We start from the raw sequence: 23385 nt of genomic DNA on the forward strand, positions 1-23385 counted from the left end.
TCGGCGCGGGTGCACCGATTGTTACAGGGTGAAATAAATTGTAAAAACTCAAATGCGAATTCTGCACGTAGTGATTATTGTTATCAATATCATTTACAACAAATTAACACTTAAGGATGTGAAAACATTAGTAAAATTGGGGTTAAGGCGGAGGGGTAACGCAGGCCCGGTGACTTACATCACCGGGCAGGGGAGCGGATTAGTGCTGGAGGATTTGCGGCCACAGGCGCAGGGTGGTGTCGGCAATTTGCATCAATTTAGTGAAATCGGCGCCTTCGCGAGCGCTGATCGACATACCCTGCAGCACGCAGCTTAAGAACTGCGCGAGCTGGCGAACGTCGCCATTTTCCGGGAGCTCACCGCGCAGCTGGCGCTGCTGCAGGAACTGGGTCAGGGTCTGCTCCTGCATAGCGTGCCGCGACTTAATGGTGTTGGCGATATCGGTAGAGGAGGCCGCCAGCGCCGCGGAGGTGTTGATCATAAAGCAGCCCGCCGGGGTGTCTTTACTGGTGAAGCAGGTGGCTATCGCGGTGAAATAGTCCCGCAGCGCCTGGTCGACGGACTTCTCTTCGTCAAACAGCTGCGCTTCGTGTCTGGCGGCAAAACGCGAAATATAGCGATCCAGCACCGCGCGAAACAGCCCCTCTTTATTGACGAATTCGGCGTAGAGCGTAGGGGCCTTTGCCCCGGTGGCTTCCACCAGATCGGCAAGGGAGGTTGCCTCATACCCATGCTGCCAGAACAGTGCCATGGCCTTATCCAGCGCCGCTTCCTTGTCGAACACTTTAGGTCGGCCACGGCTTTTTTTTGTGCAACTTTGAACGTCAGTTGTCATGATGCCGCCTGTACCTATGTTGGTTTGTTGAGAGGCCATTATAAAAATAAACGACATAACCTGCCAGCAGAGTCAGTCCAAAAATAAATAATTCATATATATATGAATTTTAAGTTGTTTATAAATAATTAAACGATCGTTATAAAAATGCATTGACCTGTGATGTGGGTCACATTATTATTTACCTATCGATCGTTAAGTTAATTCTTACGACCCTACTAAAAAAATCATCTGCATAGGTATAATAATCATGAAAAACATCAAAACGCTGACCCTCGCTGCCGTTCTGAGTTCGCTCTCTTTCGCTAGTTTTGCCGCCGTTGAAGTGCAATCCACTCCTGCTGGCCAGCAAAAAATCGGCACCGTTTCCGCTTCCGCCGGCACCAACCTGGGTTCTCTGGAAGATCAGCTGGCGCAGAAAGCTGAAGAAATGGGCGCGACTTCATTCCGCATTACGTCGGTAACCGGTCCTAACACCCTGCACGGGACTGCGGTTATCTACAAATAAGTTGTTCCCTCTGTCATGCCACTGACAAACGCGGTTCTGACCCCTTTATCAGGCCGCGGTAGTACGCAGTAAGCTGTTCCCCCTGTTGTGCCAATATTGCGAAGCGGTCCACCCCCTTATGGGACCGCGACTCGCTGTCTGAATGCTCAGCTATCCCCCAAACAAAGCGCCATAAAGAACCTGTCGGTTAAGCCGATGACGGGAATTTTCTGCTGCGCGGAATAACTTTGAGGCTGATGATTCGGTCGTTTCAGCCGCCATTTTCGCGCTGATGGACCCGTGCTGAGGGAAAGGCGTACCGCGAGGATTGTTAAGGGGAAGACGGCTGTTTTCCCCTTAACCCGGTCACCTGGCGCCCGGCAGACATGTTCTGCCTGGCGTAGGGCGAACGGAATAGCACTGCACTGTCAGGCAGAAGATAGCGATTACAGCGCCTGCCCGGCGTTCGGGTGGTGACGGGTGACGTCAATCGGCATACCCGAGCGCAGTTCGATCGCTCGATCCATGACCTGCTGGTCGGTCAGCTGCGCCTGCTTAAAGGCCTGCATTGCCGCATCAAGCACGATTGGCAGCGTCTGCGGATCGTCATCAAGATGCTTTGACAGCGGCTGATGAATCTCTACCAGCCGGCTGCCGTTTGGCTCAACGGAGGCCTTAATCGGCGCGTTGATGATATTGACCCTGGTCCCGGGGGTAACTTTATTGAACAGCGCCTTAATATCATTATCGCGCAGGCGAATGCAGCCCGAGCTCACGCGCATACCGATGCCAAAATCGGCGTTGGTGCCGTGCAGCAGATAGACGCCGCCGTAGGCCGCCAGGCGGATCGCGTGGTGCCCCATCGGGTTATCCGGCCCGGCGGGAACCACGGCTGGCAGTTCGATACCCATCGCCTTATAGCGTGCGCGAATATTGGCCGTCGGCGTCCAGGTCGGGTTGGCGCGCTTATCTGACACGGTAGTCACCATCGTTGGCGTGAGGGTATCGCCCCCGAGCTGGCCGATACCGATAGGGTAGACGGTCACCTCATTCTTGCCCGGCGGGTAGTAGTAAAGACGAAGTTCGGCGAGATTAATCACCAGCCCTTCGCGCGGCGCGTCCGGCAGCAGCGTCTGCAGTGGAATGGTCAGCACGCTGCCCGCCCGGGGAACGTAGGGGTCGACGGCGGGGTTGGCCTGCAGGAGCGCCAGAAAACCAACGTTATACTTTTTGGCAATGGCCTCCAGCGAGCCGCCGTTATTCTGCACCACGTGGAACTGGTTTTGCCCCACCAGGCGGCTGCCCGGCGGCGGTAAAGGCCAGGTGTTAGCGCGGGCCGGAAGCGCCAGCGCGGCGACAACGGCAAACAGCGTCAGCCACAGAGAGATACGCGAAGAGTTTATGACCATAATAAGTAAGTGGTTATTTTTCTACGAAAACAGAGCCAAATTATGGCGTGGGGGAGTGTGGGGAAACCTTGGTGGATTGCAAAACATTTGTAAAGTTTGCTGAATGTGTCAGGTGAAAAAATGGATACGATGAATATCACCGCATCCATTTTCCCGGTCACGGTCAGGCGACGGCGTTCTCTTCCAGCTGGCGCATAAACTGACGAACCCAGTCCATACGCGTTTTACGCTCAGCGAGATCCTGCATAAACTTCAGGCGCGTCGGCCCGTCAAGGCGGAAGTGCTGCGGCTGTTTCTGCAGCAGGCCAATCAGCCACACCGGGTTGACGTGGTTCTTTTCATTAAACTCAATGATGCCGCCTTTTTCATTCCCCTCCAGCTTGCGGATGCCAAGCTTTTGCGCCTTCTGGCGCAGGCGGGCGATATCCAGCAGATTTCTGGCCGCATCCGGCAGCAGGCCGAAGCGGTCGATGAGCTCAACCTTGATCTCTTCCAGCTCGTGCTCGCTTTTGGCGCTGGCGATGCGCTTGTAGAACGAGAGTCGGGTATTTACATCCGGGATAAAGTCGTCCGGCAGCAATGACGGCATGCGCAGTTCGACCTCCGTTTGCTGGCTGGTGAGATCTTCCAGCGACGGCTCGCGCCCGGCCTTCAGCGCATCAACGGCGTTCTCCAGCAGCTCCATATACAGCGAGAAGCCGATGGTGGTCATCTGCCCGCTCTGGTCCTCGCCAAGCAGCTCGCCGGCGCCGCGAATTTCCAGATCGTGGGTTGCCAGGGCAAACCCGGCGCCGAGGTCCTCCAGCGAGGCGATCGCTTCCAGACGCTTTTGCGCATCGGTGGACATCGCCTTCGGATGCGGAGTCAGCAGCCAGGCATAGGCCTGATGGTGTGAACGCCCGACGCGCCCGCGCAGCTGGTGCAGCTGAGCAAGGCCGAAATGATCGGCGCGCTCGATGATGATCGTATTGGCGGTAGGAATATCGATCCCGGTTTCAATAATGGTGGTGCAGACCAGCACGTTAAAGCGCTGGTGGTGGAAATCGTTCATCACCCGCTCGAGCTCGCGTTCGCGCATCTGCCCGTGACCGATGGCGATACGGGCTTCGGGCACCAGCTCGGCCAGACGGTCGGCGGCTTTCTGGATGTTTTCTACGTCATTGTAGAGATAGTAAACCTGGCCGCCGCGCAGTATTTCACGCAGCATGGCCTCGCGTACCACCAGCGCATCGTACTCGCGCACGAAGGTTTTCACCGCCAGACGGCGCGCCGGAGGGGTGGCGATAATCGACAGATCGCGCATGCCGCTCATGGCCATATTCAGGGTGCGCGGGATGGGCGTCGCGGTGAGCGTCAGAATATCGACATCGGCGCGCATGGCCTTGATGCGCTCTTTATGCCGCACGCCAAAGCGGTGCTCCTCATCGACGATCAGCAGCCCAAGATCGCGCAGCTTCACTTCGCTTTGCAGCAGCTTATGGGTGCCGATCAGTATATCGATTTTGCCCTCGGCCGCCTGTTCCAGAATCTGCGCCTGTTCTTTGGCGCTGCGGAAGCGAGACAACATTTCGATGCGCACCGGCCAGTTGGCGAAGCGATCGCGGAAGTTGTCGAAGTGCTGCTGAGCGAGCAGGGTCGTCGGCACCAGCACCGCCACCTGCTTATGGTTTTCTACCGCCAGGAAGGCGGCACGCATCGCAACTTCGGTTTTACCAAAGCCCACGTCGCCGCAGACCAGACGGTCCATTGCCAGCGGCTGGCACATATCGCTCAGCACCGCATTGATGGCCTGCGCCTGATCGGGGGTGGTCTCAAACGGGAAGCCGTCGCAAAAGAGCTGATACTGTTCACGATCGTGCTTAAACGCAAACCCGGATTTGACCGCGCGCTGGGCATAAATATCCAGCAGCTCCGCCGCCACGTCGCGCACCTTCTCCGCCGCTTTTTGCCGCGCTCGCGCCCAGGCGTCGCCGCCGAGCTTATGCAGCGGAGCGCTCTCTTCCGCGCCGCCGGCATAGCGGCTAATCAGATGGAGCGAGGAGACCGGCACGTACAGTTTGGCGTCATTGGCGTAGGTGAGCATCAGGTATTCACCCTTGATGCCGCCGGCCTCGAGGGTGGTCATTCCCGCATAGCGGCCAACGCCGTGCTCAAGGTGCACCACCGGCTGACCGATGTGCAGCTCCGCGAGGTTGCGAATGAGGGTATCGGGATTGATGGTGCGCCGCGAATCCTGACGTCGGCGCGCCACGCGCTCGCCCAGCAGATCGCTTTCACAAATCAGCGCCAGGCCGCGCGGGCTATCGATAAAGCCGTGCTCGGCGGCGCCGATCATCAGATAGCGGCCGCTGCCGGTTGCCTCTTCAAGACGCCGGATATGCTTCGGCGCAACCTTAATGCGCGCCAGCATTTCGCCCAGCGCTTCGCGGCGGCCCTCGCTCTCTACCGAGAAGATAACCGGGCCGGTGAAGGATTCGAGGAAGCGGCGCAGGTTATCCAGCGGCGCTTTGTTCTGCGCCTGAATCGCCAGATCCGGCAGCTTCTGATAGCCGAGGTTGGTATGGGCCGCTTTCTCCGCCAGGCGGTCGGTTTTTAGCTGCACGCGCGGCCATTTTTTCAGCTCGCTGAACAGCTCTGCGCTGCGCAGCCAGAGCAGCTCCGGCAGTAGCAGCGGGCGCATTGGATCAACGCCGCGGCTTTCAAAGCGGGCGTGCGTTTCGCTCTGGAAACGTTCGGCGCTGGCTTCCAGCTCGCCGGTATTGACGATCAGCGTGTTCGCCGGGAAGTAGCTGAACAGCGGCGGCAGCGGCTCGTTGAAAAACAGCGGCTGCCAGTATTCGATGCCGGTAGGCAGGGTGCCTTTGCTGACCTGCTGATAAATATGTTCGGCATCGCGCTTGACCTCGAAGCGATCGCGCCACTGGCTGCGGAACAGCTCGATGGCGGTCTGATCGGTCGGGAATTCGTGGGCCGGCAGCAGATTGATCGCCGCCACCTCTTCGAGCGTGCGCTGGCTGTCAACGTCAAACAGACGCAGGCTGTCGATTTCATCATCGAAGAAATCGAGGCGATAGGGCTGTTCGCTGCCCATCGGGTAGAGGTCGAGCAGGGCGCCGCGGGTCGCGTATTCGCCGTGCTCCATAACCTGATCGACATGGCGATAGCCCGCGCTATCCAGCTGCTCGCGGAGGGTATCCCGCGACAGACGCTGGCCTTTTTTCATCACCAGCGCGTGGCCGTGCAGGTAGTTATGCGGACAAACGCGCTGCATCAAGGTGCTGACCGGCACAATCAGCACGCCGCGCTGCATGGTCGGCAGCTGATAAAGGGTCGCCAGCCGGGAAGAGATAATATCCTGATGCGGCGAGAAGCTATCGTAGGGCAGGGTTTCCCAGTCCGCCAGCGCGATGACCATGCTGTCGGTAAACTGCCGAATTTCATCATTCAGGCGCAGGGCGTTTTGCATATCGGGGGCGACGAGGATCACCGGGCCGTCGTGACGTTCGGCCATTTCCGCGACCAGGGTCGCGCAGGCCGCGCCGGTTAATTCGCCGAGCTGCCGCTGATCGCCGGGTTTCACCGGCAGTGAGTATCGATATTGTTGAGACATAGCGGTTGTCAGGATCCCTTAGAGCCTATCCCATTAGGCTTTTTTATTTGCCAGCAAAGTACGCCTACCGCAATAGGCTCTGAGTGTTTCGCTCTACGATGTAAGGGCAAATCGCTGATATTCAATGCCTCTGATTATCCGCGATTGGCCTTAATTCGCCAACCCGAATGACAAAAGGAAGTTCGGCTGCGGGGAAAGATTCTGATAGATAAGAACTGACATATCAAATATCCGGTTGATTTATCTTTGTTTTTCCCCCATCTGGCGACAAAAACTTACCGTTTCAGTGATTTACGCGTTGTGCTATGACATATATACTCGTGCATCGGCTATCAGCAACCAGATGGAATACATGTACCAACCTGCCGCACTCTTTATCGGCCTTCGCTACATGCGCGGGCGCGCAGCTGACCGCTTCGGTCGTTTCGTCTCCTGGCTCTCAACCATCGGCATTACGCTCGGCGTGATGGCGCTGGTGACCGTCCTGTCGGTGATGAATGGCTTTGAACGCGAGCTGCAGAACAACATCCTGGGGCTGATGCCGCAGGCCATTCTTAGCGCCCAGCAGGGCTCAATCAATCCGCAAACGCTGCCGGAAAGCGCCGTGAAGTTACAGGGCGTCAGCCGGATCGCGCCGTTGACCACCGGCGACGTGGTGCTGCAAAGCGCGCGCAGCGTCGCGGTTGGGGTGATGCTTGGCATCGATCCGGCGCAAAAAGATCCGCTGACGCCGTACCTCGTTAACGTCAAGCAGAGCGATCTGCAGGCCGGGAAATATAACGTTATTCTCGGCGAGCAGCTGGCCGGCCAGCTCGGAGTTAATCGCGGCGACCAGATCCGCGTGATGGTGCCTTCCGCCAGCCAGTTTACGCCGATGGGCCGGGTGCCGAGCCAGCGCCTGTTTAACGTCATCGGTACCTTCGCCGCCAGTAGCGAAGTCGACGGCTACCAGATGCTGACCAATATCGACGACGCGTCGCGCCTGATGCGCTACCCGCTGGGGAATATTACCGGCTGGCGCCTGTGGCTCAATCAGCCGCTGCAGGTGGATACGCTCAGCCAGCAAACCTTGCCCGCAGGGACGAAGTGGCAGGACTGGCGCGAGCGCAAAGGCGAGCTGTTCCAGGCCGTGCGGATGGAAAAAAATATGATGGGCCTGCTGCTGAGCCTGATTGTGGCGGTGGCCGCCTTTAATATCATCACCTCGCTCGGGATGATGGTGATGGAAAAACAGGGCGAGGTGGCGATTCTGCAAACCCTCGGCCTGACGCCGCGGCAGATTATGCTGGTCTTTATGGTGCAGGGCGCCAGCGCCGGCATTGTCGGCGCGCTGCTCGGCGCGCTGCTCGGCGTGCTGCTCGCCAGTCAGCTGAACAATTTGATGCCGATTATCGGCGCGTTTCTTGACGGCGCCGCGCTGCCGGTCGCCATTGAACCGCTGCAGGTGGCGATAATTGCGCTGGTGGCGATGGTGCTGGCATTGTTATCTACGTTGTATCCTTCCTGGCGCGCTGCCGCCACCCAACCCGCTGAGGCTTTACGTTATGAATAAGATCCTGCTGCAATGCGACAACCTGTGCAAACGCTATCAGGAAGGCAACGTGCAAACTGACGTGCTGCACGATGTCAGCTTCAGCATCGAGGAGGGCGAGATGATGGCGATTGTCGGCACCTCGGGTTCCGGTAAAAGTACGCTTCTGCATCTGCTCGGCGGCCTCGATACGCCGACCTCAGGCGACGTTATTTTCTCCGGCCAGCCGATGAGCCAGCTCTCCGCTGCGGCCCGCGCCGACCTGCGCAACCGCGAGCTGGGCTTTATCTATCAGTTCCACCACCTGCTGCCGGATTTTACCGCCCTGGAAAACGTAGCGATGCCGCTGCTGATCGGCAAGCAGAAGGCTGCCGATATCGAACGTCAGGCCAAAGAGATGCTGCGCGCGGTCGGCCTTGAACACCGCAGCAGCCATCGTCCGTCCGAGCTTTCCGGCGGCGAACGCCAGCGCGTGGCGATTGCCCGCGCGCTGGTCAACAAGCCGCGGCTGGTGCTGGCGGATGAGCCGACCGGCAACCTTGACGCCCGCAATGCCGACAGCATTTTCCAGCTGCTGGGCGAGCTCAATATCGCGCAACGTACCGCTTTCCTGGTGGTGACTCACGATCTGCAGCTGGCGAAACGGATGAACCGTCAGCTGGAGATGCGTGATGGCCACCTGAACGCGGAACTGACCCTGATGGGGGCCGAGTAATGGCCTCTCCGTTATCCCTGTTGATTGCCCTGCGCTTTAGCCGCGGCCGCCGACGCGGCGGCATGGTATCGCTTATTTCGGTGATTTCGACCGTCGGCATTGCGCTGGGAGTGGCGGTGCTGATCGTCGGCCTGAGCGCCATGAACGGCTTTGAGCGCGAGCTCAATAACCGCATTCTGGCGGTGGTTCCCCACGGGGAAATCGAGCCGGTTAAGCAGCCCTGGAGCAACTGGAACGACGCGCTGGCGAAGGTTGAGAAGGTCAAGGGCGTCGTTGCGGCGGCCCCCTATATCAACTTTACCGGGCTGGTGGAGAGCGGCAGCAACATGCGCGCCATTCAGGTGAAGGGCGTCGATCCTCAGCAGGAGAGCCGCCTGAGCTCGCTGCCGACCTTCGTGCAGAATAACGCCTGGGCCGGCTTTAAGCCCGGCGAGCAGCAGGTTATTTTAGGCAAGGGCGTCGCCGATGCGCTGCACGTCAAGCAGGGCGACTGGGTGTCGATAATGATCCCCAACTCCGACGCCGATCACCAGCTGCTGCAGCCGAAACGCGTCAGGCTGCACGTGACCGGGATCCTGCAGCTGAGCGGCCAGCTCGATCACAGCTTCGCCATGATCCCGATGCCGGATGCTCAGCAGTATCTGGATATGGGCAGCAGCGTCACCGGGATCGCGATTAAAGTCACCGATGTCTTCCACGCCAACACCCTGGTGCGCGACGCCGGTGAAGTCACCAACAGCTACGTCTATATCAAGAGCTGGATCGGCACCTACGGCTATATGTATCGTGATATTCAGATGATCCGCGCCATTATGTATCTGGCAATGGTGCTGGTTATCGGGGTCGCCTGCTTTAACATCGTATCCACCCTGGTGATGGCGGTGAAAGATAAAAGCAGCGATATTGCGGTGCTGCGCACGCTCGGAGCGAAAGACGGCCTGATCCGCGCTATTTTCGTATGGTATGGTTTACTTGCCGGCTCGGTCGGAAGCCTGATTGGGGTCGCCATTGGCGTGGTTTGCGCGCTGAAGCTGACGTCGATTATTAACGGCCTCGAATATCTGATTGGGCATAAATTCCTCTCCGGCGACATTTATTTTATTGACTTCCTGCCGTCTGAACTGCACTGGCTGGACGTCATTTATGTGCTGGTGACGGCACTGTTGCTGAGTTTGCTGGCCAGCTGGTATCCCGCCCGCCGCGCCAGCCGCATTGACCCGGCGAGGGTGCTGAGTGGCCAGTAATTTATCGTCATGACCCGTTAATGCGCTTCATTTTGCAAGCTGAAGCGCAGGGTTAGAAAGAGGAATTGCTGAAATGTATTACGGATTTGACATTGGCGGCAGCAAGATTGCGTTAGGCGTATTTAACAAGGAGCGACGGCTGCAGTGGGAAAAGCGCGTCGCCACTCCGCAAGCGAGTTATGAGGATTTTCTCCAGGCGGTAGAAGCGCTGGTGCTTGAGGCGGACGCCCGCTTTGATTGCCAGGGTTCGGTAGGGATAGGAATCCCGGGAATGCCGGAAACCGCGGACGGCACGCTGTACGCCGCTAACGTGCCTGCCGCCAGCGGTAAACCGCTGCGCGCCGACCTCAGCGCCCGGCTGGGGCGTGAAGTGCGTCTGGATAACGACGCCAACTGTTTTGCGCTCTCGGAGGCCTGGGACGATGAGTTTACCCGCTATCCGCTGGTGATGGGGCTGATCCTCGGCACCGGCGTAGGCGGTGGCCTGATCCTTAACGGCAAATCGATTACCGGACATAGCTATATCACCGGCGAATTTGGCCATATCCGCCTGCCGGTGGATGCGCTGGAGGTGGTGGGGCGTGACTTTCCGCTGACCCGCTGCGGCTGCGGCCAGCTGGGCTGCATCGAAAACTATCTTTCCGGTCGCGGCTTTGCCTGGCTGTACGAACACTTTTACCAACAATCCCTCACCTCACCAGAAATCGTCGCGCAGTGGCAGCAGGGCGATGAAAAAGCGCGCGCCCACGTCGAGCGCTATCTTGACCTGCTGGCGGTGTGTCTGGGTAATATTTTAACCATCGTTGACCCGGATCTGCTGGTAGTTGGCGGAGGATTGTCTAACTTTACTGCAATAAGCGAAGGGCTGGCGCAGCGCCTGCCGCGTCACTTACTTCCCGTTGCCCGGGTGCCTCGGATTGAGCGGGCGCGCCACGGCGATGCGGGAGGAATGCGCGGTGCGGCCTTCCTTCATTTGACTGATTAATCACAGAGGTAGCTATGTTGTCGCGCCGCTTACATCGATTGAGCCGTTTTCGCCGCAATAAACGACGCCTGCGCGAGCGACTGCGTCAGCGAATTTTCTTTAAAGAGGATAAGGTGGCTCCGGAAACGATGGAAAAACCCAGGGTAGTGGTGCTCACCGGCGCAGGCATTTCCGCCGAGTCGGGGATTAAAACCTTCCGCGCGGCCGACGGCCTGTGGGAAGAACATCGGGTGGAAGACGTGGCGACGCCGGAAGGCTTTGCCCGCGATCCCGCGCTGGTGCAGGCGTTTTACAACGCCCGCCGTCGTCAGCTGCAGGGGCAGGATATCGCCCCTAACGCCGCGCATCTGGCGCTGGCGCGGCTGGAAGAGGCGCTGGGGGATCGTTTTGTGCTGGTGACGCAGAATATCGACAACCTGCACGAGCGCGCCGGCAACCGCCGGGTTATCCACATGCACGGCGAGCTGCTGAAGGTGCGCTGTTCGTGGAGCGGACAGGTACTGGAGTGGACCGGGGACGTCACCGTGGACGACAAGTGCCACTGCTGTCAGTTCCCGGCGCCGCTGCGCCCGCACGTGGTCTGGTTTGGCGAGATGCCGCTGGGAATGGACGACATTTACAGCGCGCTGGCCGATGCCGATATTTTCATCGCCATCGGCACTTCCGGGCACGTCTATCCTGCGGCGGGCTTCGTTCACGAGGCTCGCCTGCAGGGGGCGCATACGGTTGAGCTCAACCTGGAGCCGAGCCAGGTGGGCAGCGAGTTTGCCGAAAAACGCTATGGCCTCGCAAGCCAGGTGGTGCCGGAGTTTATCGACCAGCTGCTCAAAGATCTCTGATCTCGGGGCCGGAGGGCGTTAGCGGGTAGCGCCCTCCGGCGTATTGCCGGTCGGCGCTCCCGGCACTATCGTCTGAGGTTGTGGAATTGATGCGATGATGTGACAGGGAAAACAGTATTGCGTGCTCTTTTATGACATCTTCTTACATTCTTGCAACAGAAAGGGAGTGTAAGCATGCGCACAGAGTATTTTGACTACCTGATCCTCGGGGATGAACATCACGGCGAGATCTACAGCGGCGTTAAAACCCACCGTCTTGAAGTTCGTTCGAAATACCCGCTGGCGAATCATGCCCATTCCCCTGCCGAAGAAGCCCCCGGCACCCAGCCGCGAACGGTGAATTACAACGTCCACGAATATCCAGCCCAGGATGGCCGCTTCTATATGGTGGCGACGAACTATCCGCTGAGCGATTTTGACGTGGAAGATGCGCTGATTAAATCGCGAGCGCATCCCGTGCGCGCCTGATCTCTGGCCGCGAAACCGAATCCAGAAAATTTGCATAACCCCTAAGGCGCCCGTATCGGCGCTTTTTTTTGCCCAAAAAGCGCGCCGACGCCGCGGAGAACCTGCCATGCACCCATCGATGATGTATCAGGATTTAACCACCGGAACGTTAATCAATCACGCGGCGCGCTACCATGCCGATAGCGAAATCGTCTCCGTGTCCACGCGCGGGGAGACGGAGTACAGCAGCTGGGGAGCGGTGGCGGATAACGCGCGCCGGCTGGCGTCCGCCGTCGATCGGCTGGGCATCCCCGCCGGCGCGCGCTGCGCTACCCTCGCGTGGAATAATCGCCGTCATCTGGAAGTCTATTTCGCCATCGGCTCGGGAGGCCGGGTTACCCATACCCTCAACCCGCGGCTGTCGATTGAGCACCTGACGTTTATCATCAACGACGCCGAGGACCAGGTGCTGTTTTTTGACGCCACCTTCCTGCCGCTGCTGCGCCAGCTGCGCCCCCATCTGCCCACCGTGCGCTACTTTGTCCTGATGGAAGCCCGCAGCGAAGGCGCCCTCAGCGAGCTCGATTCGCTGCTGTTTTACGATGAGCTGCTGGCCTGCGGGGATCCCGGCTACGACTGGCCGGGGCTGAGCGAAACCACCCCCGCGTCGCTGTGCTACACCTCGGGCACCACCGGGAAACCCAAAGGAGTGCTCAATACCCATCGTTCGCTGGTGCTGCACGCGCTGAGCGGCAATCAGCCCGATGCCGCCGGTATCTCGGCCCGCGACTCCCTGCTGCCGGTGGTGCCGATGTTTCACGTCAACGCCTGGGGCACGCCCTTTATCGCCGCGATGGCCGGGGCGCGGCTGGTGCTGCCAGGGCCGCATCTGGACGGCGAGAGCCTGCTGCGGCTGCTGAGCGCCGAGCGGGTCAGCGTGGCCTTTGGCGTGCCGGTGATTTGGGCCGGACTGCTGGCGGCGCTGCGTAAATCGGATATCCGCTTGCCCTGTTTTAAACGCTCGTTCGTCGGCGGTTCCGCGCTGCCTCCTTCGATGGCGGAGGCGTTTCGTCGCGACTACGGTATCGAGCTGATCCACGCCTGGGGGATGACCGAAACGTCGCCCATCGGCACCATCAATACGCCGCTGGCTAAACATCAGGCGCTGGCGGAGGAGCAGCGACAGCGGGTGGCCGAGGGGCAGGGAAGGGCCATCTTCGGGATCGATCTGCGGGTGGTGGACGTCGACGGAGCGCCGCTGCCCAGCGATGGTGAAAGCCAGGGGTATCTGCAGGTACGCGGTCACTGGGTGGTGGCGAACTACTTTGGCCGCAGCGAAACGGCGCTCACCGACGACGGCTGGTTTGATACCGGCGATATCGGTACCGTCGATGAGAATGGCTATCTGATCATTCAGGATCGGGCTAAGGATATCATCAAGTCCGGCGGGGAGTGGATCTCAACGGTCGAGCTGGAAAATATTGCGCTTGCCCACCCGGCCATTCGCAGCGCGGCGGCGATTGCCGCCCGGCATCCGCGCTGGGATGAGCGTCCGGTGCTGCTGTGCGTCAGGGCGGAAGGGGCTGAAATCGAGGAGCAGGCGCTGCTGGCGTGGTACCAGCAGCGGGTGCCGAAATGGCAGGTACCGGACCGCGTCGTTTTCATTGACACCCTGCCGGTGAGCGCCACCGGCAAGGTTTTGAAGAATCAGCTGCGGGCCGAATTCGGCCAGATACTGATGGGCGAGGGGCGCGATCCCGGCGGGATTAACGACCGGCCTTGAGCTTTTGATAATACTCTTCGTACAGGGTGCTGGCGCTGCCGACATCGTTCTGCCATTCGCCCTGCTGGATGGTTTCCGCGTCCGGGTAGAGCGATTTATCGTTGGCAACGCTCGGGCTGAGCATCCGGCGCGCGGCGAGGTTCGGCGTCGGATAGCCGATGGTTTCGGCAACCTGTTTGGCTACTTCCGGACGCAGCAGGAAGTTAATCAGCTTCAGCGCGCCGTCGACGTTTTTGGCGTTGGACGGAATCGACAGGCTATCCATCCAGAAGATCCCGCCTTCTTTCGGCCACACCACCTCCAGCGGCGTCCCGGCCTGGCGAGCGACGAACGCCGAACCGTTCCATACCATACCGAGATTCACTTCACCTTCCATATAGGGGTTTGCCGGGTTATCCGAGTTGAACGCCGCGACGTTTGGCATCAGCTTTTTCAACTCGCTATACGCGGCGGCAATCTCTTTGGGATCGGTGGTGTTGCCGGAATAGCCCAGCTTACGCAGCGCAATCTGGAACACTTCCCGGGCATCGTCGGTCAACAGCAGGCTGCTTTTGTACTCAGGCTTCCACAGGTCGGCCCAACTGGTCACGGTTTTAGGGTCGATGGCCTCGCTGTTGACGCCGATAGCCGTTGCGCCCCAGATGTACGGAATGGAATAGTCGTTGTTCGGGTCGAACGGCTTATTCAGCATCTGCGGATCGAGGTTGCTGAAATTAGTCAGCTTGCTCTTATCGATCTTCTGCAGCATGCCTTCTTTGCGCATCTTATCGACGAAGTAGGTCGACGGCACCACCAGGTCGTAGGCGCCGTCTTTGTAAGTTTTGAGCTTGGCGTACATGGTTTCATTCGATTCGTAGGTCGAATAGATAACCTTGATCCCGGTCTCTTTGGTGAACTGTTCCAGCAGGCCCGGCGGTACGTATTCGGTCCAGTTATAGAAATAGAGCGTTTTGCTATCGTCCGCGTGCGCGGCGCTCATCCCGACTGCCAGAGCACCCGCCGCGAGCAGGTGGCGTGACCATTTTTTCATTTAACGTCCCCTGGTTTAAGCCTGTTCCACAGGCTGTGGTAGTTGCCGGCCCGGGACGAGGGCCCGAACCGGCTGCAGTTATCAGGCCCGTTTGGGCGAGCTTTTGGTGCCGTCGCGGGCAATGAGCTGGCTGGCGATAACCATCACCAGCGACAGAATCAACAGGATGGTCGCCAGCGCGTTCACTTCCGGCGACACGCCCACCTTGACCATCGAGTAGATCTTCAGCGGCAATATTTCGTAGCCCGGTCCGGTGACGAACGATGACACCACGACGTCATCCATCGACAGCGTAAAGCTCAGCAGCCATCCCGCCGCCACCGCGGGCAGCGCCAGCGGCAGGATAATCTTACGCAAAATGGTTAACTCGCTGGCGCCGAGATCCTTCGCGGCTTCCAGCATCCGCACGTCGAAACCCTTGAGCCGCGAAAATACCGTGACCACCACGAAGGGCAGGCAGAAGGTAATATGCGAGAACAGCAGCGACCAGAAGCCCAGCTGGATGCCAATCAGCATAAACAGCACCAGCAGAGAAATCGCCATCACAATGTCCGGCGACATCATCACCACAAACAGCATTCCGCTGACGAACGGCTTACCGCGAAAGCGGTAGCGGTACAGCGCGACGGCGGTCAGCGAACCGATCAGGGTGGCAAAGGTCGCCGACAGCACCGCCATAGTGAGCGAATGCTGCGCGGCCTGCAGCAGGCTGTCGTTGTTCATCAGCAGGCTATACCAGCTGGTGGTAAACCCCTGCCAGCTAATGCCAAAAGGCGAACTGTTAAACGAGTTAACGATCAGAATAATAATGGGAATGTAGAGATACGCGTAAATGGCGGCCATAAAGCCGCCGCGCAGCAGTCGACCGGTCATTCCAGATCCACCTTATTGTTGAGCAGTCTTGCCGCGCGCCAGTAAATCAGCAGCATCAGGCCCATCACGAGGGTTAACGTAATGCTGGTGGCCGCGCCAAACGGCCAGTCGCGAATATTGAGGAACTGGCTCTTAATGACGTTGCCGATCAGCAGGTTCTTCGCGCCGCCCATCAGGTCGGAGACGTAGAACAGCCCCATCGCCGGCAGCATCACCAGCAGGCAGCCGGCGATAATCCCCGGCATGGTCAGCGGAATAATAATGCGGATAAAGGTTTGCAGCCGGCTGGCGCCGAGGTCTTTCGCCGCTTCCAGCAGCGGGCGATCCAGCTTCTCAATGCTGGAGTAGAGCGGCATCACCATAAACGGCAGCAGAATGTAGACCAGGCCGATAATCACCGCCGACGGGGTGTACATGATGCGCAGAGGCGTTTCAATGACCCCCAGCCACAGCAGAAACTCGTTGAGGTAGCCTTTGGTGCTGAGGAAGATTTTCAGCCCGTAGATACGGATCAGCGAGTTGGTCCAGAACGGGACGATCAGCAAAAACAGCAGCAGCGGACGGACCTTCTCCGGCAGCCTGGCGAGAAACCAGGCAAAGGGATAGCCGAGCAGCAGGCAGGCGAGCGTCGCCAGCAGCGCCATATTCAGCGAGTGCAGCAGCACGGCGTAGTAGAGCGGGTCCAGCAGGCGCGCATAGTTATCCAGCGTAAAGACCATTTTGACGAAGTTAGCGTCGTCGCGGGTCAAAAAGCTGGTGCCGATAATCATCAGGTTGGGCAGGAAAACAAACAGCACCAGCCAGCCGACGATGGTGGCAATCACCACATTTTGGAATTTACTGGTGTTCTTCATCAGCCAGTACAACCTCCCAGCTCTCTACCCAGTTAATGGCCATTTTCTGGTCAAGCGGGTGGTCAAAATCAGGATCGTCCTCGTTGAAGAATTCGCTGACCAGCACCATTTTGCCGTTTTCCAGTTCGACCACCGATTCCAGGGTCATGCCTTTGTAATTGCGTTCACGGATGTAACCGATCAGGCCATCGGCTTCGCTGGCGTCGTGGACCTCATCGACGCGCAGGTCCTCAGGGCGCAGCATGACGTTCAGCGACTGCCCCTTCTCAACGGCAAAATTAACGTAGATATTGCATTCGCGCCCTTCAACGCGGGCGCGGACGCGCTGCTCGTCGAGGCGCTCAATCACCGTCGCGTTAAAGATATTGATCTCGCCGATAAAGCTGGCAACGAACAGGTTCTTCGGCTCTTCGTAAATTTCGCGCGGGGTGCCGTCCTGCTCAATTTTGCCGTCGCGCATCACCACGATGCGATCGGACATCGTCAGCGCCTCTTCCTGATCGTGGGTGACGAAGACGAAGGTAATGCCGAGCTTGCGCTGGAGCGCTTTCAGCTCGTTCTGCATCTGCTTACGTAGCTTATAATCCAGCGCGGAGAGGGATTCATCGAGCAGCAGCAGGCGCGGCTTGTTGACCACCGCTCTGGCAATGGCCACGCGCTGCTGCTGGCCGCCGGAGAGCTGGTGCGGTTTGCGCTGGGCAAACTCTTCCAGCTGCACCATGCGCAGGGCATCGACGACGCGAGGCGCTATCTGCGCCGCCGGCGTTTTTTGCATCCGCAGGCCGAAGGCGACGTTTTCGAACACCGTCATATGCGGGAACAGGGCGTAGCTTTGAAAGACGGTATTGACGTGGCGGTTTTCCGCCGGAACGTGGGTGATGTCGTGGTCTTCGAGATGAATGTGTCCGCTATCGACATTTTCCAGCCCGGCAATAAGACGGAGAACGGTTGTTTTACCGCAGCCAGAAGGGCCAAGCAGAGTGAGAAACTCACCGTTATTGATGGTCAGATTCAGGTCGGAGATCACCGTTTTGCCATCAAAGCTTTTGCCAATTCCCGCCAGTTGAACCAGCGGCGAACGCGAACGCGGTTGTATATTCAATTTTTGACTCTGTCCCATGTAGACGCAGCGGAAGGCTTACCGATGCGGGGTTTGTGGTTAACCACCTTTGGGGCTGCACATAATTAATAAGGGCAAGCATTCTACGGCAAACGCTACCGATCGCCAATCCTTGTCGCCTGCAGATACCTTACCTTTACAACATTACGCGAGTTAATGTATTAAATTCCTGTTTGCCGGGCTAAAAATGACCTGACGCAATATTTGTCTTTTCTGGCTTATGAATAATGTTGTCACAAAAGATGAGGGTGGCCACATGGATAAATTGCTTGAGCGTTTTTTACAGTACGTTTCTTTAGATACGCAGTCGAAGGCTGGCGTGCGCCAGGTTCCGAGCACGGAAGGGCAGTGGAAGTTGTTGCGCCTGCTGCAGGCACAGCTGGAAGAAATGGGGCTGGTTAACGTGACGCTAAGTGAGAAAGGGACGGTGATGGGGACCCTGGCAGCGAACGTGGCGGGTGATATTCCCCCCATTGGCTTTATCTCCCACGTCGATACGGCTCCTGACTTCAGCGGTAAGCACGTCAACCCGCAAATAGTAGAAAACTACCGCGGCGGCGATATTGCGCTCGGCATCGGCGACGAGGTGCTCTCGCCGGTGATGTTCCCGGTGCTGCATCAGCTGCTGGGGCAAACGCTGATTACCACCGATGGTAAAACGCTGCTCGGCGCGGACGATAAGGCCGGTATTGCCGAGATCATGACCGCGCTGGCTACGCTGAAGGCGAAAAATATTGCCCACGGCGATATCCGCGTGGCGTTTACTCCGGACGAAGAGGTGGGGAAAGGGGCGAAGCACTTCGACGTTGCCGCCTTCGACGCGCGCTGGGCCTACACCGTTGACGGCGGCGGCGTGGGCGAGCTGGAGTTTGAAAACTTCAATGCCGCCTCGGTGACCATTAAGATCGTCGGCAATAACGTTCACCCCGGCACCGCCAAAGGCGTGATGGTCAACGCCCTGTCGCTGGCGGCAAGAATTCATGCCGAAGTCCCGGCCGATGAGGCGCCGGAAACCACCGAAGGCTATGAAGGCTTTTACCATCTGTCGAATATCAAAGGCACCGTCGATCGCGCCGAGATGCACTACATTATTCGCGATTTTGACCGCAAGCAGTTTGAAGCCCGCAAGCGCAGGATGATGGAGATCGCCAAAAAGGTCGGCAAAGGGCTGCATCCGGACTGCTATATCGAGCTGGTGATTGAAGACAGCTACTACAATATGCATGAAAAAGTGATGGCGCATCCGCATGTCGTGGAGATCGCCCGCCAGGCGATGGTCGATTGCCACATCGAACCGGAAATGAAGCCCATCCGCGGCGGCACCGACGGGGCGCAGCTCTCTTTTATGGGATTACCCTGCCCGAACCTGTTTACCGGCGGCTACAACTACCACGGCAAGCATGAGTTTGTGACGCTGGAAGGGATGGAGAAGGCGGTACAGGTTATCGTGCGGATAGCCGAGCTGACGGCGAAGCGGGGCGCGCGATAGCGCCTTGCTGAACCGGGCTACCGGCAACGCGCAGGGAGCCCGTAGTCCGGCCAGGGCGCTGGGCGCCGCAGGCCGGGGAATGGTGCCTTAGTCTTCGAAGAACCAGTAGCCGCTGTTGACCAGCGCCGCCAGCATCGCGAGGAAGGACGGATCTTCCAGCGCATCGCCGAAGTGCGCCGCGTTGAGCGCCAGGTGCGTAGCCAGCGCGTCCAGCGCCGGACGATGCGGAGAGTTAATCTGCTCGCCGTTGACGAACACTTCGCCGTCAATGCGCACCACGCGCAGCCCACCAAGCCTCACCAGCTTATCGCCCTGCTGCAGCGCGTCGTAAATTTCATCCGGCTGATAGGGCGGCTCCGCAGGGGCCACGTCCAGCTCGTGGCGGGACTGGGTAATAAACTCGCCAAACCACTGTTTGAAATGCTCTGGCTGATTAATCAGGCCCAGCATCATATCGCGCAGGCGATCCAGCTCGACCGGTAAAATATCCGCCGGATGGTCGCGCGACGGCACGTCGGGATCGGCATAGCGCTGGCTGCCGAGCTCGCGCTGCAGAATATAGTCGGCGAAACCGCTGAACAGCTCGCGGGCGTTCGGCGCGCGGTAGCCCACGGAATAGTTAAGCGAGTTTTCCAGCGAATAGCCTTCGTGCGGGAATCCTGGCGGAATATAGAGGATATCGCCGGGCTCCATCTCTTCATCGATAATCGCTTCGAACGGGTCAACCTGCAGCAGATCCGGATGCGGGCAGTGCTGTTTCATCGGCACCTTGTCGCCCACGCGCCAGCGGCGGCGGCCGGTCCCCTGAATAATAAACACGTCGTACTGATCGAGATGCGGGCCGACGCCGCCGCCGGGAACCGAGAAGGAGATCATCAGATCGTCGATGCGCCAGTCCGGCAGGGCGCGGAAGGGGTGCATCAGCGCCGCCGTCGGCTCGTGCCAGTTGTTGACCGCCTGCACCAGCAGCGACCAGTTGTTCTCGCTCAGGTGATCGTAGCTTTCGAACGGGCCGTGGCTGACCTGCCATTTTCCGTCCTGATGGCTGACCAGGCGGCTATCGACTTCGTTTTCCATCGCCAGCCCGGCCAGCTCATCCGGGCTAATGGGATCGACGAAATTGGCAAAGCCCCGCTTTAATACCACCGGGCGTTTTTGCCAGTAGCGTTCGATAAAGTCAGGCCAGTTAAGCGTTAATTGATAATCCATTTTTATATTCCACAGCAGGTGTCTGTTTGGGATTATACACGCCATCCCTCAAACTGCCTCTTTGTTGGCAGCGTTTGTTCGTCGGGTCACAGAGATCCGCGACGCCCGCGGGACGCAGGCGTCACTGGGAGAGAAAGGCGGTTAGCCTTCGGTCTCGTCGGGCAGCTGGCGGCCGAAAACCACCTCCATACAGGCGCCGCCGAGCAGGCTGTCGCCGGTAAGAATATCGCCGTCATACTGCTCGACAATATCGCGGGCGACGGCGAGGCCCACGCCCTGGCCGGGACGCAGCGTATCGGCACGCTGTCCGCGATCGAACACCACGCTTCGCTGGCTGTGCGGGATCCCCGGGCCATCGTCCTCCACCAGAATGTGCAGGTAATTATCGTTGGTCTGGCGTACGGAGACTTCAACAAACTCCAGACAATATTTACAGGCATTATCCAGCACGTTGCCCATCACCTCCATAAAGTCGTTCTGTTCGCCGACAAAGCTAATTTCGGGAGAGATATCGAGGGTGATGTTGACCCCTTTGCGCTGATATACCTTATTCAGCGCTGAGGTGAGGCTATCGAGCAGCGGGGCAATGGGATGCAGCTCGCGGCTGAGCAGGGTTCCGCCGCTGCGCATGCTGGCGCGATGCAGGTAGTAGCCAATCTGCTGCGAGATGCGGCTGATCTGTTCCAGCATCACCGGCTCCGCCGCGTTGACGTCAATCTTTTCGCTACGCAGCGAGCGCAGGGTGCTTTGCATGACCGCCAGCGGCGTTTTCAGGCTGTGGGTCAGATCGGTCAGCGTCGTGCGGTATTTATCGTAGCGCTCGCGCTCGCTTTTCAGCAGGCGGTTCAGGTTGCTGACCAGCCGCGTCAGCTCCCGGGTGGTATTCGGGTTGAGCATTTCGCGATGGTGCTCTTCCAGCTCGCGGACCTCTTTCGCCAGCGATTCGATGGGCCGCAGGCTCCACCATGCGGCGACCCACAGCAGCGGAATCACCAGCAGCAGGTTGGCGACCAGCACGTAGATAAACCAGCTCCACACCATATAGGAGCGTTTGAGCTCCACCGGGATGGTGTCGACCACCACGATGCTCAGCTGCGGCATCTTGTCGGTTGCCGGATAGATATTGATGGCCACCGAGTGGGTCATCTCGGAACCATCGTCCTGCTGGCGCAATGCGTCCAGCTCCTCCTGCACTTCGTGGTTATTGCGCAGCAGCATGCTGGTGCTGTCGACGTCGGATTCAATTTCGTGAAAGCCGTTGCTTTTCAGCCATTCCGGCTGAATGCGTTTTGTCAGCCACGGTACGTCGTGCTGGGTCCACAGCAGCTTGCCGCTGGCGTCGTAGATCAGCGTGACCGTCGGGCTCTGCATATTGAGGTTTTCGGGGATATCAACGTCAATACGGTTGTTCTCCCACTTCGCCAGCATATAGAACAAATTACTTTCGCCGCGCAGCAGGCGGAAGGTGGTTTTGTCGAAGCTGACGCTATAGCCGACCAGCGCGACCATGCCGTAGGCCAGCGAGAGCACCAGCACCACGGCAGCCGTCGCCAGCAGAAAGCGGACGCGCAGGGAAAGCGGCAAAATATGCCGTAGCGGACCTTTCATCCGCGCAGTTCAAATAAATAGCCCTGGCCGCGCACCGTGGTAATCACGTCGTGCGGATGCTGGGCCTGGATTTTTTTGCGCAGACGGCCCATCAGCACGTCGATGGTGTGGCTTTCGCGCAGCTCGGCGTCAGGATAGAGCTGCAGCATCAGCGAATCTTTGCTGACCACTTTGCCGCGGTTGCGGATCAGCGTTTCCATAATGGTGTACTCAAACGCCGTCAGCTTAATCGGCTGCTCGTTGACCGACAGCTCGCGCCGCGACAGGTCGACCTGGAAAGGCGGCAGGGAAATAACCTGCGACGCCAGGCCGCTGTTGCGGCGCAGCAGGGCCTGCATGCGGGCGGCGACCTCTTCGATATGGAAGGGCTTGGTGACGTAGTCGTCCGCCCCGGCGCTCAGCACCTCGACCTTATCCTGCCAGCCTTCGCGGGCGGTGAGCACCAGCACCGGCACCGACACCTCGTGGCTGCGCCAGCGGCGGATCAGCGACAGGCCGTCTTCATCCGGCAGGCCGAGGTCGACAATCGCGATATCCGGCACGTGTTCGCCGAGATAGTAATCGGCTTCTTTTGCATCTTCCGCCGCATCGACCTGGTGGCCTAACTCCTGGAGCTGAACTTTCAGGTGATGGCGCAGTAAAGCGTTATCTTCAACCACGAGTACGCGCATGCCGGTTCTCCATATTCATTATTTGATTTGAATAGTTTAGCGCTAATTATACACGTTGAATATAAACGGCTGTTAAATAACGAATTTCAATTGATTTTTCGCGAGTTTTCCCGCTGAGCCGCCATTTTTGTACCAGGTCATTGATAAGCTGGCGGAATATTGAAACGCGCGGCGCCGGCCGTTATCCGTCCGCCTGCACTTTGCGGACTTCGGTCGCCGAAGGCGCCAGCGGGGTGCCGTCTTCGGCAGCCGGCGCCATTGGCGGAACCGCCTGCCGCGTGCGCTTATCGATCAGGACGGAATGAGGCTCGCCGCTGGCGAAAAGATAGTGCTCTCCCCACTGACGCAGCGCGACCACCAGGGGAAACAGGCTTTCTCCTTTTGCGGTCAGGACGTACTCCTGATACGCGGTGCCATCCGAGGCGGCCTGGGTCCTGAGAATACCGGCATTAACCAGCTTATGCAGGCGGTCAGAGAGAATATTGCGCGCCATTCCCAGGCTGCGCTGAAAGTCGCTAAACCGACTCATGCCATCAAAGGCGTCGCGCACGATCAGCAGCGACCAGCGATCGCCGATAATATCCACGCTGCGGGCGACGGGACAGGTTTCGTTTTTCATCATTTTACGTGGCACGATGCGCGCTCC

The 23385-nt window shown here is 58.7% G+C and carries 20 protein-coding genes; 9 read left to right on the forward strand and 11 right to left on the reverse strand.

The features are described from left to right. Positions 1-199 precede the first annotated feature (199 nt). Positions 200-835 carry a TetR/AcrR family transcriptional regulator gene (locus GO007_RS05215; protein WP_095098059.1) on the reverse strand — a complete coding sequence of 212 codons (636 nt, stop codon included), beginning with the start codon at positions 833-835 and terminating at the stop codon, positions 200-202. Positions 836-1085: 250 nt separating this feature from the next. Between GO007_RS05215 and bhsA the strand changes: the two genes are divergently transcribed. Continuing rightward, a complete protein-coding gene (gene bhsA / locus GO007_RS05220) occupies positions 1086-1343 on the forward strand; it encodes a multiple stress resistance protein BhsA (protein ID WP_095096452.1) in 258 nt (85 codons plus the stop codon). Between the two features lie 425 nt (positions 1344-1768). Here bhsA and ldtC read toward each other — a convergent pair whose 3' ends face one another. After that, entirely contained in the window at positions 1769-2731 is a 963-nt protein-coding gene (ldtC, locus tag GO007_RS05225) for a L,D-transpeptidase LdtC (RefSeq protein ID WP_095096455.1), read from the reverse strand. A 163-nt stretch (positions 2732-2894) separates the two neighbouring features. Then, entirely contained in the window at positions 2895-6341 is a 3447-nt protein-coding gene (gene mfd / locus GO007_RS05230; protein ID WP_095096457.1) for a transcription-repair coupling factor, read from the reverse strand. Between the two features lie 352 nt (positions 6342-6693). Here mfd and lolC point away from each other — a divergent pair, with 352 nt between their 5' ends. The 7 genes from lolC to GO007_RS05265 all read left to right on the forward strand — a co-directional run bounded on the left by lolC (position 6694) and on the right by GO007_RS05265 (position 13885). Next, positions 6694-7893 carry a lipoprotein-releasing ABC transporter permease subunit LolC gene (lolC, locus tag GO007_RS05235; RefSeq protein WP_095098063.1) on the forward strand — a complete coding sequence of 400 codons (1200 nt, stop codon included), beginning with the start codon at positions 6694-6696 and terminating at the stop codon, positions 7891-7893. After that, a complete protein-coding gene (gene lolD / locus GO007_RS05240; protein WP_041144989.1) occupies positions 7886-8587 on the forward strand; it encodes a lipoprotein-releasing ABC transporter ATP-binding protein LolD in 702 nt (233 codons plus the stop codon). Before lolC ends, lolD begins: the two co-directional genes overlap by 8 nt. Further along, entirely contained in the window at positions 8587-9831 is a 1245-nt protein-coding gene (lolE, locus tag GO007_RS05245) for a lipoprotein-releasing ABC transporter permease subunit LolE (RefSeq protein WP_095096460.1), read from the forward strand. The genes lolD and lolE overlap by 1 nt, the downstream gene beginning before the upstream one ends. Positions 9832-9904: 73 nt before the next feature. After that, positions 9905-10816 carry an N-acetylglucosamine kinase gene (gene nagK / locus GO007_RS05250; RefSeq protein WP_095096463.1) on the forward strand — a complete coding sequence of 304 codons (912 nt, stop codon included), beginning with the start codon at positions 9905-9907 and terminating at the stop codon, positions 10814-10816. Positions 10817-10830: 14 nt separating this feature from the next. Beyond that, on the forward strand, positions 10831-11655 hold the full coding sequence (gene cobB, locus GO007_RS05255) for a Sir2 family NAD+-dependent deacetylase (RefSeq protein WP_041144992.1): 825 nt from the start codon (positions 10831-10833) through the stop codon (positions 11653-11655). Between the two features lie 174 nt (positions 11656-11829). Further along, a complete protein-coding gene (locus GO007_RS05260) occupies positions 11830-12123 on the forward strand; it encodes a hypothetical protein (RefSeq protein WP_045854863.1) in 294 nt (97 codons plus the stop codon). Between the two features lie 106 nt (positions 12124-12229). Next, complete coding sequence (locus GO007_RS05265; protein ID WP_095096466.1) at positions 12230-13885, forward strand: long-chain fatty acid--CoA ligase; 1656 nt, start codon at positions 12230-12232, stop codon at positions 13883-13885. Here GO007_RS05265 and potD read toward each other — a convergent pair. The 4 genes from potD to potA all read right to left on the reverse strand — a co-directional run bounded on the left by potD (position 13869) and on the right by potA (position 17762). Beyond that, positions 13869-14915 (reverse strand): spermidine/putrescine ABC transporter substrate-binding protein PotD, encoded by a 1047-nt coding sequence (gene potD / locus GO007_RS05270; RefSeq protein ID WP_095096469.1) that lies wholly within the window; start codon positions 14913-14915, stop codon positions 13869-13871. The two genes, GO007_RS05265 and potD, sit on opposite strands and share 17 nt — an antisense overlap. Before the next feature lie 81 nt (positions 14916-14996). Next, complete coding sequence (gene potC, locus GO007_RS05275) at positions 14997-15788, reverse strand: spermidine/putrescine ABC transporter permease PotC (RefSeq protein ID WP_095096472.1); 792 nt, start codon at positions 15786-15788, stop codon at positions 14997-14999. Continuing rightward, entirely contained in the window at positions 15785-16642 is an 858-nt protein-coding gene (gene potB / locus GO007_RS05280) for a spermidine/putrescine ABC transporter permease PotB (protein ID WP_095096476.1), read from the reverse strand. Before potB ends, potC begins: the two co-directional genes overlap by 4 nt. Then, entirely contained in the window at positions 16626-17762 is a 1137-nt protein-coding gene (potA, locus tag GO007_RS05285) for a spermidine/putrescine ABC transporter ATP-binding protein PotA (protein WP_095096479.1), read from the reverse strand. Before potA ends, potB begins: the two co-directional genes overlap by 17 nt. Before the next feature lie 256 nt (positions 17763-18018). Here potA and pepT point away from each other — a divergent pair, with 256 nt between their 5' ends. Then, on the forward strand, positions 18019-19251 hold the full coding sequence (gene pepT, locus GO007_RS05290; RefSeq protein WP_095096482.1) for a peptidase T: 1233 nt from the start codon (positions 18019-18021) through the stop codon (positions 19249-19251). An 87-nt stretch (positions 19252-19338) separates the two neighbouring features. On the opposite strand, the gene GO007_RS05295 is transcribed toward pepT, so the two are convergent. The 4 genes from GO007_RS05295 to GO007_RS05310 form a co-directional block, all read right to left on the reverse strand. Then, complete coding sequence (locus GO007_RS05295) at positions 19339-20460, reverse strand: ribosomal protein uL16 3-hydroxylase (RefSeq protein WP_095096484.1); 1122 nt, start codon at positions 20458-20460, stop codon at positions 19339-19341. 141 nt (positions 20461-20601) lie between these two features. Continuing rightward, on the reverse strand, positions 20602-22068 hold the full coding sequence (phoQ, locus tag GO007_RS05300; protein WP_095096486.1) for a two-component system sensor histidine kinase PhoQ: 1467 nt from the start codon (positions 22066-22068) through the stop codon (positions 20602-20604). Further along, positions 22065-22739 carry a two-component system response regulator PhoP gene (gene phoP, locus GO007_RS05305; protein WP_041145006.1) on the reverse strand — a complete coding sequence of 225 codons (675 nt, stop codon included), beginning with the start codon at positions 22737-22739 and terminating at the stop codon, positions 22065-22067. Before phoP ends, phoQ begins: the two co-directional genes overlap by 4 nt. A gap of 181 nt (positions 22740-22920) precedes the next feature. Beyond that, positions 22921-23361: a winged helix-turn-helix transcriptional regulator gene (locus GO007_RS05310; protein ID WP_095096489.1), complete on the reverse strand. Its 441-nt coding sequence runs from the start codon at positions 23359-23361 to the stop codon at positions 22921-22923. Positions 23362-23385 lie beyond the last annotated feature (24 nt).

This window comes from Klebsiella sp. 10-1 (genome assembly GCF_009758445.1).
Taxonomy (GTDB): domain Bacteria; phylum Pseudomonadota; class Gammaproteobacteria; order Enterobacterales; family Enterobacteriaceae; genus Klebsiella; species Klebsiella scottii.

What these genes read in the sequence shown, in the direction of transcription:
- potD (WP_095096469.1), bottom strand. Translation starts at nt 14,915, where the DNA reads ATGAAAAAATGGTCACGCCACCTGCTCGCGGCGGGTGCTCTGGCAGTC.
- mfd (WP_095096457.1), bottom strand. Translation starts at nt 6,341, where the DNA reads ATGTCTCAACAATATCGATACTCACTGCCGGTGAAACCCGGCGATCAG.
- cobB (WP_041144992.1), top strand. Translation starts at nt 10,831, where the DNA reads ATGTTGTCGCGCCGCTTACATCGATTGAGCCGTTTTCGCCGCAATAAA.
- phoP (WP_041145006.1), bottom strand. Translation starts at nt 22,739, where the DNA reads ATGCGCGTACTCGTGGTTGAAGATAACGCTTTACTGCGCCATCACCTG.
- lolD (WP_041144989.1), top strand. Translation starts at nt 7,886, where the DNA reads ATGAATAAGATCCTGCTGCAATGCGACAACCTGTGCAAACGCTATCAG.
- bhsA (WP_095096452.1), top strand. Translation starts at nt 1,086, where the DNA reads ATGAAAAACATCAAAACGCTGACCCTCGCTGCCGTTCTGAGTTCGCTC.
- GO007_RS05215 (WP_095098059.1), bottom strand. Translation starts at nt 835, where the DNA reads ATGACAACTGACGTTCAAAGTTGCACAAAAAAAAGCCGTGGCCGACCT.
- GO007_RS05295 (WP_095096484.1), bottom strand. Translation starts at nt 20,460, where the DNA reads ATGGATTATCAATTAACGCTTAACTGGCCTGACTTTATCGAACGCTAC.
- phoQ (WP_095096486.1), bottom strand. Translation starts at nt 22,068, where the DNA reads ATGAAAGGTCCGCTACGGCATATTTTGCCGCTTTCCCTGCGCGTCCGC.
- GO007_RS05265 (WP_095096466.1), top strand. Translation starts at nt 12,230, where the DNA reads ATGCACCCATCGATGATGTATCAGGATTTAACCACCGGAACGTTAATC.
- pepT (WP_095096482.1), top strand. Translation starts at nt 18,019, where the DNA reads ATGGATAAATTGCTTGAGCGTTTTTTACAGTACGTTTCTTTAGATACG.
- GO007_RS05310 (WP_095096489.1), bottom strand. Translation starts at nt 23,361, where the DNA reads ATGATGAAAAACGAAACCTGTCCCGTCGCCCGCAGCGTGGATATTATC.
- lolC (WP_095098063.1), top strand. Translation starts at nt 6,694, where the DNA reads ATGTACCAACCTGCCGCACTCTTTATCGGCCTTCGCTACATGCGCGGG.
- nagK (WP_095096463.1), top strand. Translation starts at nt 9,905, where the DNA reads ATGTATTACGGATTTGACATTGGCGGCAGCAAGATTGCGTTAGGCGTA.
- lolE (WP_095096460.1), top strand. Translation starts at nt 8,587, where the DNA reads ATGGCCTCTCCGTTATCCCTGTTGATTGCCCTGCGCTTTAGCCGCGGC.
- GO007_RS05260 (WP_045854863.1), top strand. Translation starts at nt 11,830, where the DNA reads ATGCGCACAGAGTATTTTGACTACCTGATCCTCGGGGATGAACATCAC.
- potA (WP_095096479.1), bottom strand. Translation starts at nt 17,762, where the DNA reads ATGGGACAGAGTCAAAAATTGAATATACAACCGCGTTCGCGTTCGCCG.
- potB (WP_095096476.1), bottom strand. Translation starts at nt 16,642, where the DNA reads ATGAAGAACACCAGTAAATTCCAAAATGTGGTGATTGCCACCATCGTC.
- potC (WP_095096472.1), bottom strand. Translation starts at nt 15,788, where the DNA reads ATGACCGGTCGACTGCTGCGCGGCGGCTTTATGGCCGCCATTTACGCG.
- ldtC (WP_095096455.1), bottom strand. Translation starts at nt 2,731, where the DNA reads ATGGTCATAAACTCTTCGCGTATCTCTCTGTGGCTGACGCTGTTTGCC.